This window comes from Kitasatospora sp. NPDC101155, assembly GCF_044768305.1.
Classification (GTDB): Bacteria; Actinomycetota; Actinomycetes; order Streptomycetales; family Streptomycetaceae; genus Kitasatospora.
On sequence record NZ_JBIWPN010000019.1, the window covers coordinates 120982 to 135808 of the forward strand.

Annotated in this window: 11 protein-coding genes; 2 read left to right on the forward strand and 9 right to left on the reverse strand. The window is 73.6% G+C overall.

Features of this window, described 5'->3' with window-relative positions; translation table 11 throughout:
• Positions 1-36: 36 nt before the first annotated feature.
• From ACIRYZ_RS26740 to ACIRYZ_RS26755, 4 genes are all read right to left on the reverse strand, one after another.
• Positions 37-1680 (reverse strand): succinic semialdehyde dehydrogenase, encoded by a 1644-nt coding sequence (locus ACIRYZ_RS26740; protein ID WP_402948608.1) that lies wholly within the window; start codon positions 1678-1680, stop codon positions 37-39.
• A 103-nt stretch (positions 1681-1783) separates the two neighbouring features.
• Positions 1784-3586 (reverse strand): protein kinase, encoded by a 1803-nt coding sequence (locus tag ACIRYZ_RS26745; RefSeq protein ID WP_402948611.1) that lies wholly within the window; start codon positions 3584-3586, stop codon positions 1784-1786.
• Positions 3587-3720: 134 nt separating this feature from the next.
• A complete protein-coding gene (locus ACIRYZ_RS26750; protein ID WP_402948613.1) occupies positions 3721-4836 on the reverse strand; it encodes a protein kinase in 1116 nt (371 codons plus the stop codon).
• A gap of 76 nt (positions 4837-4912) precedes the next feature.
• Positions 4913-6925, reverse strand: a complete 2013-nt coding sequence (locus ACIRYZ_RS26755) for a protein kinase (protein WP_402948615.1) — start codon at positions 6923-6925, stop codon at positions 4913-4915.
• A 254-nt stretch (positions 6926-7179) separates the two neighbouring features.
• Here ACIRYZ_RS26755 and ACIRYZ_RS26760 point away from each other — a divergent pair, with 254 nt between their 5' ends.
• On the forward strand, positions 7180-7749 hold the full coding sequence (locus ACIRYZ_RS26760) for a hypothetical protein (RefSeq protein ID WP_402948617.1): 570 nt from the start codon (positions 7180-7182) through the stop codon (positions 7747-7749).
• Positions 7750-7819: 70 nt separating this feature from the next.
• Here the strand turns inward: ACIRYZ_RS26760 and ACIRYZ_RS26765 are convergent, their stop codons facing one another.
• From ACIRYZ_RS26765 to ACIRYZ_RS26780, 4 genes are all read right to left on the reverse strand, one after another.
• Positions 7820-8947: a GuaB3 family IMP dehydrogenase-related protein gene (locus ACIRYZ_RS26765; protein ID WP_402948619.1), complete on the reverse strand. Its 1128-nt coding sequence runs from the start codon at positions 8945-8947 to the stop codon at positions 7820-7822.
• A 192-nt stretch (positions 8948-9139) separates the two neighbouring features.
• Entirely contained in the window at positions 9140-10642 is a 1503-nt protein-coding gene (guaB, locus tag ACIRYZ_RS26770) for an IMP dehydrogenase (protein ID WP_402948621.1), read from the reverse strand.
• A 350-nt stretch (positions 10643-10992) separates the two neighbouring features.
• Positions 10993-11709, reverse strand: coding sequence for an RNA polymerase sigma factor ShbA (gene shbA, locus ACIRYZ_RS26775; RefSeq protein WP_402948623.1), 717 nt, complete (start codon positions 11707-11709; stop codon positions 10993-10995).
• Positions 11710-12044: 335 nt separating this feature from the next.
• Positions 12045-12656 (reverse strand): response regulator transcription factor, encoded by a 612-nt coding sequence (locus ACIRYZ_RS26780; protein ID WP_014136228.1) that lies wholly within the window; start codon positions 12654-12656, stop codon positions 12045-12047.
• A 564-nt stretch (positions 12657-13220) separates the two neighbouring features.
• Here ACIRYZ_RS26780 and ACIRYZ_RS26785 point away from each other — a divergent pair.
• Positions 13221-13547: a WhiB family transcriptional regulator gene (locus tag ACIRYZ_RS26785; protein WP_189916090.1), complete on the forward strand. Its 327-nt coding sequence runs from the start codon at positions 13221-13223 to the stop codon at positions 13545-13547.
• Positions 13548-13644: 97 nt separating this feature from the next.
• Here ACIRYZ_RS26785 and ACIRYZ_RS26790 read toward each other — a convergent pair whose 3' ends face one another.
• Entirely contained in the window at positions 13645-14643 is a 999-nt protein-coding gene (locus ACIRYZ_RS26790) for a LysR family transcriptional regulator (RefSeq protein ID WP_402948625.1), read from the reverse strand.
• Positions 14644-14827: the final 184 nt, after the last annotated feature.

Here is a 14827-nt window from a genome sequence, read left to right on the forward strand (position 1 = left end):
GGAGCCGCGTGCGCCCGGACGCCCCCGGCCCGGGGGTCACTTGAACCGCAGCGCCTTGAGCACCCGCAGTCCGCCGGTCATCACGGCCGCGAACTGCTTGTCGTCCAGGCCGAAGGAGGGCGCCAGCGGCATCACCCGCTGGGTCGCGATGGTCTGCGCCTCGGTGAAGCGCAGGATGCCCTCTGCGCCGTGGCGCCGGCCGAGCCCGGAGTCGCCCATCCCGCCCATCGGCGAGGCGACCGAGCCGTACGCAGCCGCGTACGCCTCGTTGACGTTGACCGTCCCGGTGCGCAGCCGGGCCGCGACCGCCCGGCCGCGCCGCAGGTCCCTGGTCCAGACGCTGGAGTTCAGGCCGTACGGCGTGGAGTTGGCGGCCGCGACCGCCTCCTCCTCGGTGTCGAAGCGGTAGACCGCGACGACCGGACCGAAGGTCTCCTCGCCGCAGACCGACATCTCCGGGGTCACCCCGTCGAGGACGGTCGGCTCGTAGAAGTACGGGCCGAGGTCCGGCCGGGCCCGTCCGCCGGCCAGCACGGTGGCGCCCGCCTTGACCGCCTCCTCCACGTGCCGGGTGGTGGTGTCCAGCTGGCGCACGGAGACCAGCGAGCCCATGTCGGCGCCGTACGCGAGGCCGCCGCCCAGGCGCAGCTCCCGGGTGCGGGCGACGAAGCGCTCCAGGAACTCGTCGGCCACCGAGCGGTGCACCAGCAGCCGCTCGATCGAGATGCACAGCTGCCCGGCCGAGGAGAAGCAGGCCCGGACGGCGCCGGCGGCGGCCGCGTCGAGGTCGGCGTCGGAGAGCACCAGCATGGCGTTCTTGCCGCCGAGTTCCAGCGAGGCGCCGACCAGCCGGGCGGCGGCGCGCTGGGCGACCTCGCGGCCGGTGCGGGTCGAGCCGGTGAAGGAGACGTAGTCGGCGTGCTCCACCACGGCGGGTCCGATCACCGGGCCGTCGCCGATCACCACCTGCCACAGGTCGGCCGGCAGCCCGGCCTCGATCAGCAGCTCGCGGGCCCACAGCCCGGTCAGCGCGGTCTGGGTGTCGGGCTTGTTGACCACCGCGTTGCCGGCCGCGAAGGCGGGCAGCAGGTCGCCGATGCACAGCTCCAGCGGGTAGTTCCACGGCGAGATGTGGCCGACCACGCCCTTGGGGCGGCGGGCCTCGACGGTGTGGGTGAGCACCGGCAGCGCCCCGCCGCGGCGGCGGTCCCGGAGGTAGCCCTGCGCGCCGCGCCCGTAGTGCCGGGCGGCCATGGCGACGGCGAGCACCTCCTCGAAGGCGTGCAGCCGGGCCTTGCCGGTCTCGGCCTGGATCAGGTCCAGCACCTCGTCCTGCCGCTTGAGCAGCAGGTCGTGGAAGCGCAGCAGGACGGCGGCGCGGCGGCGCACCGGCAGCGCGGCCCAGGCGGACTGGGCGCGGCGGGCCAGCTGGAAGGCGACCTCGACGTCGGCCGGGGTGGACCGCGGCAGGCCGGCCAGCCGCTCGCCGGTCAGCGGGGCGACGGTCTCCACCACACTGGGCTCACCGGTCGCGGTGACCCCGGCGGCCAGCCGGGCCACCAGGGACGGCGGGACGGCGGCCGCGACGGTCCGGCCACCCCCGGGAGCTGCCGGGTTGCCGCTCGCGGGACCGGCGCCGGGGTGTTCGGTGGCCGCTGCATCTGCTGTGAGGTCCGACATACGGCGCAGCCTAGGCCTTCGGGGGCCGGTTCGGTACCCGCGGGTAACAAGAATCTGCCGCAGTCGGGCGAAAGCGGGGCGCTCCGCCCGTCGGCGCCGCCTCTCAGCGCGTGGGGGTGAAGGCGTTGAGCACCGTGGTGAAGCGCTGCAAGGCCTCGTTCCAGTCGTTGCCCTTGTCCGGACTGGACGAGTAGATCGCGTAGGCGGTGCCGTCGTCGTCGATGAACTCGGTCTCGATCGCGCGCCGGCGGCCGCCCTCCTTGGCCGCGTAGCTGAACTCCCAGACTGCCGCCTCGTGGCCGTTCACGGCGGAGCTCGCCAACCGGTGCTGCTTGTAGTCCTTCTGCGCCTTGGAGACGCTGGCCTCCATCTGCTTCATGTGGTCCAGCGGCTTGATCGACTGGCCGACGGTGACCGCGAACTGCAGGTAGTGCACCTTGCCGTCCGGGCTGTAGAAGATCTGGGTGTTGTCCGTCCCGGTGATCCGCTGCCAGGTCGGGCTCGCGGTCGGCAGCAGGAAGCGGAAGCCGGCCGGATCGTCGACCCAGTGGTAGCCGTTGGGCGCGGACGTCTCGGGGCCGGCGCTGCCGCTCGGCTCCGGCTCGGTGGTCTCGGCCGGGCCGGTCGGGGCGGGGTCGCCGCCCGGGCTGCCGACCACGTGCCGGGTGGCGAGGAAGGTCGCCCCGGCCGCCAGCACCCCGACGGCCACCGCGATGGCGACCAGCTTCAGTCGGCTGCGGCGCTTGGCCGGTCCGCGCGCAGACGCGACGGTGTGCGCGACCGGCGCACTGACGGCGGTGTGCGCGACCGGCGCGACGGGCGCGCCCCCGGCGGTGTCCTCGGCGACGGCCGGGACGGCGGACGAACCGACGGAGGTGGCGGCCGTCCCGGCGTCGGCCGGACGCGGCTCGGTGGGCTCCTCCGAGCCCTCCTGCGGCGGCGTCGCGGTCCCCTCCGGCGCCTCGCTGCGGTCAACCACCGGCACCGACTGGGTCGGCGTACGGACGGACGCGACGGACTTCAGGCCGATGGTGTGCCCGGCCTGCACCTCGGCCAGCATCCGGGCCGCCTCGTCCGCGCTCGGCCGGTCGGCCGGGTCCTTGGCCATCAGCGCGGCCAGCACCGGCCCCAGCGGCCCGGCCCGGCGCGACTCCGGCAACGGCTCGTCGACCACCGCGGCCAGCGTGGTGATCGGCGAGTCCCGGCGGAACGGCGACTGCCCCTCGACCGCCGCGTACAGCGTGGCCCCCAGGCCCCACAGGTCGGAGGCCGGACCGGGCCGCTCGCCCTGGGCACGCTCGGGCGCCAGGTAGTCCGGCGAGCCGACCAGGTCACCCGGCCGGGTCAGCTCGGTCGAGCCCTCGTAGGTCGCGATGCCGAAGTCCAGCAGCACCACTCGCCCGGTGCCGCGCTCCAGCAGGACGTTGGCCGGCTTGACGTCCCGGTGCAGCACGCCGAGCTGGTGGCCGCGGTGCAGCGCGGCCAGCACCTGGCTGCCGACCTCGGCGGCGGCGCGCGGCTGGAGGGTGCCGTCCTGGCTGATCACGTCGGCCAGCGAGCGGCCGTCGACCAGCTCCATCACGATCCAGGGCCGACCGTCCTGCTCCAGCACGTCGTGCACGGTGATCACACCGGGGTGCTTGATCCGGGCGGCCGCGCTGGCCTCGCGCTTCATCCGCGCGTGCAGGATCTGCAGGTCCTCCTCGGGGAGGTGGTTGACGGTCAGCTCCTTGACCGCGACCTCGCGGTCCAGCATCCGGTCCCAGGCCCGCCAGACCGTGCCCATCCCGCCCCGGCCGAGCCGCTCACCGAGCTCGTACCGCCCGGCCAACAACCGCTCCGCCTCAGCCGCCTCCGGCCGGTCCTGCACGCCCATCGGCGACCGCTCCCCCTCTCGGGTTTCCACCTACCGTCACCTCGGCGGATCGCCTGGTGCGGACCGCTGTTCGAACTGATCCCACGCACACATTAGGCGCACCTCGCGCACCCCGGTAATCACGCCCGCCCACCGGACCAGGGAACCGGTGCGCACCGAGGCCGTCAGCCTGCGAACAGCACCACGGCGACCATTCCCACCACCAGCAGCAGGAACACGCCCCCGACCAGCAGCGGCCCCAACAGGGAGGGGGGTATCCGGGGGGCTCTACCGCCGCCCGTACCCGCCTCGTTGAACTCCGCCCCGTTGAATTCCCCACTGACCTCCGGCCGACCGCCCCCGCCCCGCCGACGCGGCCGCTGCCGCACCAGCGGCGCGTCCGGCTTCAGCTCCACCGCCCGCGCCGCCCGCTCCCCGTCGGCCGGCTCCGGCGCGCCCACCAGCAGCGCGGCCAGCTCCCGCCGCGCCGCCTCCGCGGTCGGCCGCAGGGTCGGATCCGGCTGCAGCAGCCGCTCGGCCAGCGGCGCCAGCGGCCCGCAGACCACCGAGGGCTCGCGCCGCCCGTCCCGAACCGCCGTCACCAGCTCCGCCACACCGCCCTCCGGGTACGGCGCACGGCCGGTGAGCATCCGTTGCATCAGCACCCCGAGCGCCCAGCAGTCGCCCGCCGGACCGCCGTCCAGCGGCCAGCGCTCGGCCACCGAGCCGACCAGGGTGGCCCGCACCTCGTAACGGCGGCGGCCCCCCGGCCCGCCGAGGTCCTCGGCCAGCGCCTCCTGCGCCGTCCCGGAGAGCAGCCCGCCGAGCATCGCCGCACCGTCCTCGCAGACCAGCACCGAATCGGCGGTCAGATTGCCGTGGGCGAGCCCGGCCTCGTGCAGCACCCGCAGCGCGCCGGCCAGGTCCGCCGCCAACTCGGCCGCCCGGTACGGCGACACCGGCCCGCCGGCGAGCAACTCGGCCAGCGTCTGCCCGGCCGGCCGCTCCTCCACCGTCCACAGCAGCTCGCCCTCGACGAAGGCCCCGACCCCGCGCAGCAGCCGCGGGTGCCAGGACGGCGCGGCCGAGCCGACCGCCGCCACCCGCCGCACCAGCCGCTCCCCGTGCGCGGGGTTCGGCTCGTCCGGGTCCTGACCGGCGGTCAGCAGCGCGGGCAGCTCCACGGCGCGCAGCAGCACCGACTCGCCGGTCCCCTCGTCCACCGCGAAGGCGCGCAGCGGTTCCGGGCGGTCCGTCAGCCGGTACCGCCCCGCCAGCAACTGCCCAGGGCCGCCTCGCATGCCAGTTCCTCTCGCTCACCGAGCAGCCTACTGAGCGACTCCCGCCTGCCCGGCTGAACCCACCCGAGGACGGGGCCTACGGCGCCGGCTGGAAGCTGTTGAACACCACGTCCCGGACCGGTGCCTGCGCGGCCCATTTGTCGTCCGGGACGATCCAGTAGATCGAGTACCCGTACTTGGCCGGAGTACCGGTCACGAAGCCGCGGTTGAGCGAGTGCGTCTTGGGCGTGCCGCTGGTCCACTCCCAGTCCGCCGCGTTGGTCCACTGCCGGTAGTTGATCGCCGACAGGTTCAGCCGCTGGTAGTTGGTCACCTGCGCCCGCAGGTCGGGCTCGGCGTCCTGCCAGTCGGCGACGGCGCTCGCGTGCGGCGAGGTGCTCCACTCGATCCGCAGCTGGCTGCCGTCCGCGTTCTTGAAGATCCGCCGGTTGGGGTCCGACCCGGCCGGCTGCAGCCCGTCCGGCAGGAAGACCGAGAAGCCGCTCGGGTCCTTGTACTCGTGATACCCGGCCGGCGCCGCCCCGCCCGGCGCGGGCTGGGTTGGAGTCGGCGTCGGCGTCGGGGTCGGGGTGGGCGTGGCCGCCGGAGTCGGAGCCGGAGTGCCGGCGGCCGGCGGCGGCGCGGCGGCCGAGGAGGCGGCCGTGGTGGCCGGCTCGGCGGGCGTCCCGGCGGGCGCGGGCTCGCCGGACGGGACCGCCGGAGCCTGGCTCGGCACGGCCTCGGAGGTCGCCGCCGCCGGCGAGGTGGCGCCCGTGCTGTGGGTGCTCGCACCCTTCGAACCGCTGTCCCCGCCGCCCACGGCCTGGACCACCGCGACCACCCCGGCGATCAGCAGCAGCACGACCACCACGGTCGCGATGGCCAGCCGACGCCGGCCCGTGCGCGGGTTCGCCCCGGCCGCCTGGGTCGCGCCCCTGGTCCACTCGCTGGTCACCGGCCGGATCGGCTCACCGTCCGGAGCGGGCTCCGGCTCGCCGGCGGCGGCCTTCACGGCGGGCTCCGCCGACGGCTCCTCGTCCCGGGCCCGGCTGCCCACCCGGACCGTCCCCAGCAGCCCGCCCACGGTCCGCTTCGAGGCGGGCTCTGCAGCCGGCTTCTCCGCCTGCTCCTCCGCCGGCTTCTCGGCCGGCTTCTCCGCCTGCTCCTCCGCCGGCTTCTCGGCCGGCTTCTCCGCCTGCTCCTCGGCCGGCTTCCCGGCCTTCCCGGCCGGCTTCTCGACCGGCATCGCGTGCTCGGTGGTCGACTCGGCCTTCACGGTCGCCTCGGCGACCACCCGCTTGAGCATCGACCGGGTCTGCGAGGCGTCCAGGCGCTTGGCCGGGTCCTTCTCCAGCAGTCCCTCGATCACCGGCAGCAGCGACCCGGCGTTCGCCGGCGGGGCCAGCTCCTCGGTCATCACCGCGGTCAGGGTGGCCAGCGCCGAACCCCGGTCGTACGGCGGCCGCCCCTCGACCATCGCGTACAGCGTCCCACCCAGCGACCACAGGTCGGCCGGCGGCCCGGGCTTCTGCCCGCGCGCCCGCTCCGGGGATATGTACGAGGGCGCGCCGACCAGCATGCCGGTGGAGGTGACCGAGGCGTCGCCCTCCACGCTGGCGATGCCGAAGTCGGTGAGCACGACCCGGCCGTCCTCGCCGATCAGCACGTTGGACGGCTTGACGTCCCGGTGCAGGATGCCCAGCGCGTGCGCCGCGATCAGCACGCCCAGCACGTCCAGCGCGATCTCCGCCGCCCGGCCGGGCGACAGCGGCCCGTCCTCCCGGACCACGTCGGCCAGCGAGCGGGACTCGACCAGCTCCATGACGATCCACGGCCGGTCGTCCTCGTCGACCACGTCGAAGACGGTCACCGCCGAGTTGTGCCGGATCCGCGCGGTCGCCTTCGCCTCGCGCAGCGTCCGGACGATCAGCCGGTGCTTCTCCTCCTCCTCGACGCTGGCGTTCATCCGCAGTTCCTTGACCGCGACGGTCCGGCCCAGTATCTCGTCCTCGGCGCGCCAGACGGTGCCCATGCCACCGCGCCCGAGCACGCCGTTCAGCCGGTAGCGGCCGGCCAGGAGGCGGCCGGTGGAACCCTGCGCCTGGGTCATTCGGAACGTTCCCCCATGTGCTGCCGGCGGTCGTGGTGACGGCGCGTCGGCCCGGCCCCAGGCCCGAACGCCCAAGCCTCCATCATCCCCTGTCCCCGGGGGCCACGACCACCCACCCCCCATCCCAAGCCGGGACGAACCGGAACGGGTGCGGCGCTCCGTGCCCGATCTGTGATCGAAAACTCGCCATGATCTGTCCGAAGCGCTGCTACCGTTCGGCAGCTCATCGTCTTTCCGGGGGGAACTCGACGCCCATGACCGCACCCGCACCGGGCGCTGACGGCCCATCTACCCGGCCGCACACCGCCCAGCACTACTCGGTCGCACCTGCCCTCGACACCCCCGACGGGTACGTCGCCCCCGGCATGCCCGGCGTCCCGGTCACCGGCTACGCCCCCCTCACCCCCGCCGCCCACCGAAGAACCCCACGCCGCCGCCGCACCGCCCTCGCCCTCACCCTCGCCCTGCTCGCCACCCTGCTCGGCGGCCTGGCCTACGGCTGCGCCCCACTGCGGGCCGCCGACAGCCTCGGCTGGCTGGCCATCGCCCAGGCCGGCCTGGTCGCACTCCCCCTCGGCCTCCTCGGCGGCCGGAACCGGTTACTCCCACCCCTCGGCGCCCTCCTCGCGGCCGCCGCCCTGCTACTCGGCCAGCTCGCCCAGCAGCTCCGCCTGGTCCACGCCACCGGCCCCGGCCCCCGCGGCCTCCTCCCCGACACCCTCACCTCCTGGCGCGGCGACCTGCGCCCCCTCGACCTCGCCTTCTACACGATCGCCCTGATCGGCGGCTTCCTCCTCACCCGCCGCACCGCCAACCGCACCTGACCCCCACCAACACAGAAACCCCCACCCGACAACCCGGGCAGGGGCCTCCGCCACTCCGTCAGGACACCACTCAGCGGTGATCCAGCGCCGGGTTGACCGTCACCTCGACCCGCTGGAACTCCTTCAGCTCCGTGTACCCCGTGGTGGCCATCGCCCGCCGCAGCGCACCGAACAGGTTCATGGTCCCGTCCGGCGTGTGCGAAGGACCGGTCAGGATCTCCTCGGTGGTGCCGACCGTACCGAGGTCCACCCGCTTGCCGCGCGGCAGCTCCTCGTGGACGGCCTCCATGCCCCAGTGGAAGCCCTTGCCCGGGGCGTCGGTGGCACGGGCCAGCGCGGCACCGATCATCACCGCGTCGGCGCCGCAGGCGACCGCCTTCGGGATGTCGCCGCTGTAGCCGACGCCACCGTCCGCGATCACGTGCACGTAGCGGCCGCCGGACTCGTCCATGTAGTCGCGGCGGGCGGCCGCCACGTCTGCGACGGCGGTGGCCATCGGCACCTGGATGCCGAGCACGTTGCGGGTGGTGTGGGCGGCGCCGCCGCCGAAGCCGACCAGCACGCCGGCCGCGCCGGTCCGCATCAGGTGCAGCGCGGCGGTGTAGGTGGCACAGCCGCCGACGATCACCGGGACGTCCAGCTCGTAGATGAACTGCTTGAGGTTGAGCGGCTCGGCGGCGCTGGAGACGTGCTCGGCCGAGACGGTGGTGCCGCGGATGACGAAGACGTCGACGCCGGCGTCCACGACGGCCTTGGAGAACTCGGCGGTGCGCTGCGGCGAGAGCGCGGCGGCGGTGACCACGCCGGAGTCGCGGACCTCCTGGATCCGCTGCTTGATCAGCTCGGCGCGGATCGGCGCGGCGTAGATCTCCTGCATGCGGCGGGTCGCGGCGGCCGCGTCGGTGATCGAGGCGATCTCGTCCAGCAGCGGCTGCGGGTCCTCGTAGCGGGTCCAGAGGCCTTCCAGGTTCAGCACGCCCAGACCGCCCAGGCGGCCGATCTTGATGGCCTGCTCGGGCGAGACCACGCTGTCCATCGGGGCGGCCAGGAACGGCAGCTCGAAGCGGTAGGCGTCGATCTGCCAGGCGATCGAGACCTCCTTCGGGTCACGCGTACGGCGGCTGGGGACGACGGCGATGTCGTCGAAGGCGTACGCCCGGCGGCCGCGCTTGCCTCGCCCGATCTCGATCTCAGTCACTTCGAGCCCTTCTGCTTTGTTGCTCATGCCCGCCGGGTCACCCCGGCCGCCCCCAGTATCCCGTACCGGAGCTGGTCCCGCCCCGACGGCCCGGCCGCCGGACACGGCGAGGGGCCCGCCGTCGCGGGTGCGACGGCGGGCCCCTCGGTGGTCCGGCCCTGGTCCCTCAGCCGTTCAGGCCGTCCAGGCCGTTCAGCGGGACGAGTAGTTCGGCGCCTCGACGGTCATCTGGATGTCGTGCGGGTGGCTCTCCTTGAGGCCCGCCGAGGTGATCCGGACGAAGCGGCCCTTGCTCTCCATCTCGGCGATGGTGGCGGCGCCGACGTAGCCCATGGTCTGGCGCAGGCCGCCGACCAGCTGGTGCAGCACGGCCGACAGCGGGCCGCGGTACTGCACCTGGCCCTCGATGCCCTCGGGGACGAGCTTGTCGTCCGAGGCCACCTCGGCCTGGAAGTAGCGGTCCTTGGAGTAGGAGCGGCCCTGCCCGCGGGACTGCATGGCGCCCAGCGAGCCCATGCCGCGGTAGGACTTGAACTGCTTGCCGTTGATGAACAGCAGCTCGCCCGGGGACTCCTCGCAGCCGGCCAGCAGCGAGCCCAGCATCACGGTGTCGGCACCGGCGGCCAGCGCCTTGCCGATGTCGCCGGAGTACTGCAGGCCGCCGTCGCCGATGACCGGCACGCCGGCCGCCCGGCAGGCCTGGGCGGCCTCGTAGATGGCGGTGATCTGCGGGACGCCGATGCCGGCGACCACACGGGTGGTGCAGATGGAGCCGGGGCCGACGCCGACCTTGACGCCATCCACGCCGGCGTCGATCAGCGCCTGGGCGCCGTCCCGGGTGGCGACGTTGCCGCCGACCACGTCGACCTTGACGGCCGACTTGATCTTCGCGATCCAGGCCAGCGCGTTGTGGCTGTGGCCGTGCGAGGTGTCGACGACCAGGAAGTCCACACCCGCCTCGACCAGGGCCTGGGCCCGGTCGAAGGCCTCGGCGCTGGCGCCGACCGCGGCACCGACCAGCAGACGGCCCTCGGCGTCCTTGGCGGCGTTCGGGTACTGCTCGGCCTTGACGAAGTCCTTGACGGTGATCAGGCCCTTGATCCGGCCCTCGTCGTCGACCAGCGGAAGCTTCTCGATCTTGTGGCGGCGCAGCAGCGCCATCGCGTCCACGCCGGAGATGCCGACCTTGCCGGTGATCAGCGGCATCGGGGTCATGATCTCGCGGACCTGGCGGCTGCGGTCCGACTCGAAGGCCATGTCACGGTTGGTGACGATGCCCAGCAGCCTGCCGGACTCGTCGGCGATCGGCACGCCGGAGATGCGGAACTTGGCGCACAGCGCGTCGGCCTCGGCCAGCGTGGTGTCCGGGCCGACCGTGATCGGGTCGGTGACCATGCCGGACTCGGAGCGCTTCACCAGGTCGACCTGGTTGGCCTGGTCCTCGACCGACAGGTTGCGGTGCAGCACGCCGACGCCGCCCTGGCGGGCCATCGCGATGGCCATCCGCGACTCGGTGACCTTGTCCATCGCTGCGGACAGCAGCGGGATGTTGACGCGGACGTTCCGGGAGACCCGCGAGGAGGTGTCGACCTGGTTCGGCAGCACCTCGGAGGCCCCGGGCAGCAGCAGGACGTCATCGAACGTGAGCCCGAGCATGGCGAACTTCTCGGGTACGCCTGCGGCGTTGTAAGACATTTGGGGGGTACCTTCCGTGGCCGGCCTTATCCGCTCACGCCCTGAGGGAGGGGGCGCGTTCATCGCTCACTCGCGCAGACCGCCGAAAGCCGGGTGGGTTCGGAGGAACCTCCAAGGGAACCCCGTGCGCACCCGCGAAACTTTGGCAACCTGCCCAGGCGCCGATACCCCATGGTACTGGCACCGCGAATGTGCCTCGTGTGCCCTTGACAACAACCCCGCACCGTGAGTCATTCCGCCCGGTCGACGTGGGGCTTGCCCGACGACTGACCTGGGGCGTGCCCGGCGACTGACCTGGGGCATGCCCGACGACTCCCGCCGAGTGTCCGACGCGAATCGCCGGACGCGCCCTAGGACGATTCCTCGGCGAGCGCCCGCAGCCGGCTGAGCGCCCGGTGCTGGGCCACCCGGACGGCGCCCGGCGACATCCCGAGCACCTCGCCGGTCTCCTCCGCCGACAGCCCGGCGGCCACCCGCAGCAGCACCAGCTCGCGCTGACGGGCCGGCAGGTTGGAGAGCAGTTCCTTGGCCCAGGCCGCGTCGCTGCTGAGCAGCGCCTGCTCCTCCGGGCCGAGCGCCTCGTCCGGCACCTCCGGCAGGTCGTCCTGCGGCACGACCGTCGAACCGGGCCCGCGCATCGCGGCCCGCTGCAGATCGGCGATCTTGTGCGCGGCGATCCCGTAGACGAAGGCCTCGAACGGCCGCCCCTGGTCCTTGTACCTGGGCAGCGCGCACAGCACCGCGACGCAGACCTCCTGGGCCACGTCGTCCACGTGGTGCCGGGCCCCGCCGGGCAGTCGGACCAGCTTGGCGCGGCAGTAACGCAGCGCGAGCGGGTGGACGTAGGCGAGCAGGGCGTCGATGGCCGGGCCCTCGCCGCGGACGGCGGCCGCGACCAGTTCGCCCACCAGGGGCGAGCCGCCCGTACCGAGCACCGGCGGGCGGCCCGGTCCGGCCCCGGTACCGGGGCCGCCGGAGTCGGCGTACGACGGATCGTGCCCCGGGCCGGAGGGCTGGGCCTCACCCGGGTCCGCCTGGCCGGCCGCACCGGCGACGTCGTCGCGCATCGGTCCATGGTGCCTGGTCGATCGGGAAAACGCGGCACCGCGTCCGGAGTTGTGCACCGGAACGTTATGCGCTGCGGCACCGCGCGGCGTGCCGCGCATCACCGGCCCCTCCTGCACCGTGCCGCCTCCCGCCCCGCCGCCGTGGGTGGTCCCGTCCGTCGCGCCGTCCGCCGAGTGTCCTGCGGCTGCGTGGTTCGCCGCAGTGCCTGTCCGCTGGTCCCCGAGGTGCTCCACTCCTCCATGGTGCAACCTCGGGACCGTAACGTCACACGCCCGTGCGACACCCGCTCCGGGAATCGACGGCGGCGCGCCTGGGCCGGCGGCGCCGACGGTGGTCAGCGGACCAGGCCCCAGCGGAAACCCAGCGCCACCGCGTGCGCGCGGTCGGAGGCCCCGAGCTTCTTGAACAGCCGTCGGGCGTGGGTCTTCACGGTGTCCTCGGACAGGAACAGCTCACGGCCGATCTCGGCGTTGCTGCGGCCGTGGCTCATGCCCTCCAGCACCTGGATCTCACGCGCCGTCAAGGTCGGCGCCGCCCCCATGTCGGGGCTGCGCAGCCGACGCGGGGCGAGCCGCCAGGTCGGGTCGGCGAGGGCCTGGGTGACGGTGGCCCGCAGTTCGGCGCGAGAAGCGTCCTTGTGCAGGTACCCGCGGGCACCCGCGGCCACCGCGAGGGCGACACCGTCGAGGTCCTCCGCGACGGTGAGCATGATGATCCGGGCGCCCGGATCGGCGGACAGCAGCCGCCGGACCGTCTCGACCCCGCCCAGGCCGGGCATCCGGACGTCCATCAGGACGAGATCGGAGCGGTCGGCCACCCAGCGGCGGAGGACCTCCTCCCCGTTCGTCGCGGTGGTGACCCGGTCCACGCCGGGTACGGTCGCGACGGCGCGGCGAAGCGCCTCGCGGGCGAGCGGGGAATCGTCGCAAACGAGAACGGAAGTCATGATCGTCGTCCTCCGCAGCTGATCCGCGTCACGTTGAGCCTCCTGGCTGGTACGAACCTCTCCGACACGGCCGATCGGCGACGGACTTCGTCCTGATCGCCCCGACTTGCCCGCGATCGTTCCCGACGTCCGGCGCCCGCTAACCGCCTCCGCACTTCCAACGACCGTCACTCGAATGAGTTACGGCCTTCAGGCCATCTCCACCACTGTACGTGGCCAACCCGTTACCGATCAGCCGCATCGCGGTGCACACGCCGCACTTTTGCGCAGCTCGCGCGCGGTCGGCGTACGACCCGCACACCGGTGCGGCGTGTCATGCGCCCGTCGGCCACCCGATTGCCGCACCTACGCCCGTCGAAACCTATTGCCCACTTTGCCCGCTTTTATAGCTTTCTCATGGTCATTGACTGTTGTGCTCGCGTGTGGGTGACTTGTCCATAGAGTTGCCTTAAGTCATATTTCCAGGTGTCCATACCAACGCGGGTCGCCCCGCCGGGCACCGCTCGGCCGCAGCCCGCCGAGCACGCCCGACCGACGGCCGATCGCATCCGAAGGGAATGAGCCATGGCAGATTTCTCCCGCCTCCCCGGGCCCAACGCGGACCTCTGGGACTGGCAGCTCTCGGCAGCCTGCCGCGGCGTGGACAGCTCGCTCTTCTTCCACCCCGAGGGCGAGCGCGGGGCGGCGCGCAGTTCGCGCGAGGCCAGCGCCAAGGAGGTCTGCATGCGCTGTCCGGTGATCGCCGAGTGCGCCGCGCACGCCCTGGCGGTCCGTGAACCGTACGGCGTCTGGGGCGGGATGACGGAGGACGAACGCGAGGAGATGCTGGGCCGCTCGCGGCACCGCCTGGTGGAGGTCCCGCTGACCCCGCCGGCGATCGCGCGGCACTAGACCCGCCTCCATGGTGCGCCGTGAAGAAACGTTTCTTCGCGGCGACTTGGGCTGCTCACAGTCGGTACCCGCTCAGCGGTACCCCGGCCACCGACCGTCAGCGATCGGCGGCCGCACCCGCCAGCCGCTCCAGCATCAGCGCGACGGCCGGCACCTCGGCCAGGTCCGGCAGGGTCAGCGCCACCACCTGGCGCACCGCCGGCGCACCGGTGGCCGTCCGCACCGGCACCGTCGACACGCCGTCAGGACGCACCGACTGCAACGCCAGCCGGGGCAGCACCGCCACTCCCAGACCGGCCGCCACCAGGCCGACCACCGCCGGGTAGTCGTCGGTCGCGAAGTCGATCCGGGGCTCGAAGCCCGCGCCGGTGCACAGCTCCACCAGGTGCCCCCGACACTGCGGGCAGCCGGCGATCCACTGCTCCCCCGCCAGCTCGGCCAGCCCCACCGGCCCTCCCCGCCCGGCCAGCGGGTGGGCGGCAGGCAGCAGGCCCACCAGCGGGTCGTCCAGCAGCGGGGTGACCACCAGGTCGGACCAGTCGCTACCGGCCGACAGCTGCTGCGCCTCCAGGTTGGCCTCGGCCCGCGCCTCGCGCGGGGTGCCGTGCGCGGCGGACGGCAGTGCGGCGGCGCCGTCGGACTGCGGGTAGCGGAAGGCCAGGGCGATCTCGCACTCGCCGCCGCGCAGCATTGCCAGCGACTCCGGCGGTTCCGCCTCGACCAGCGACACGCGCACCCCCGGATGGCTGTCCCGCAGCCGGGCGACCGCGGGCGGCACCAGGGTGGAACTCGCGGTCGGGAAGGAGACCAGCCGCACCCGCCCGGCCCGCAGCCCGGCGATCGCCGCCACCTCCTCCTCGGCGGCGGAGAGCCCGGCCAGGATTCCGGTGGCATGCTTGAGCAGGACCCGCCCGGCCTCGCTGAGCTGCATCCCGCGGCCCGAGCGGACCACCAGCGGGGTGTCGACCGACTTCTCCAGGGCCTTCATCTGCTGGCTGATGGCAGGCTGCGTACACCCCAGCTCACGGGCGGCGGCGGAGAAGGAGCCGGTGCGGGCGACGGCACGCAGGACGCGCAGATGGCGGGCCTCGATCATGCCTCAGTTATAAGGCAATCTTTGCATTTTGCAAAATTCTACTGATAGTTGAAGCCTGGAACACCCACCCCGAGCCAGCGCCTCACAGCCGAGCGGGCGAGCCCCGCCCCGAGCCGAAGGGGCGCGCCGGTGCCGAAAGGGAGAAGGGCCAAGCCGCCGACGAAGGAGGTGGCGCAGTGCCCGC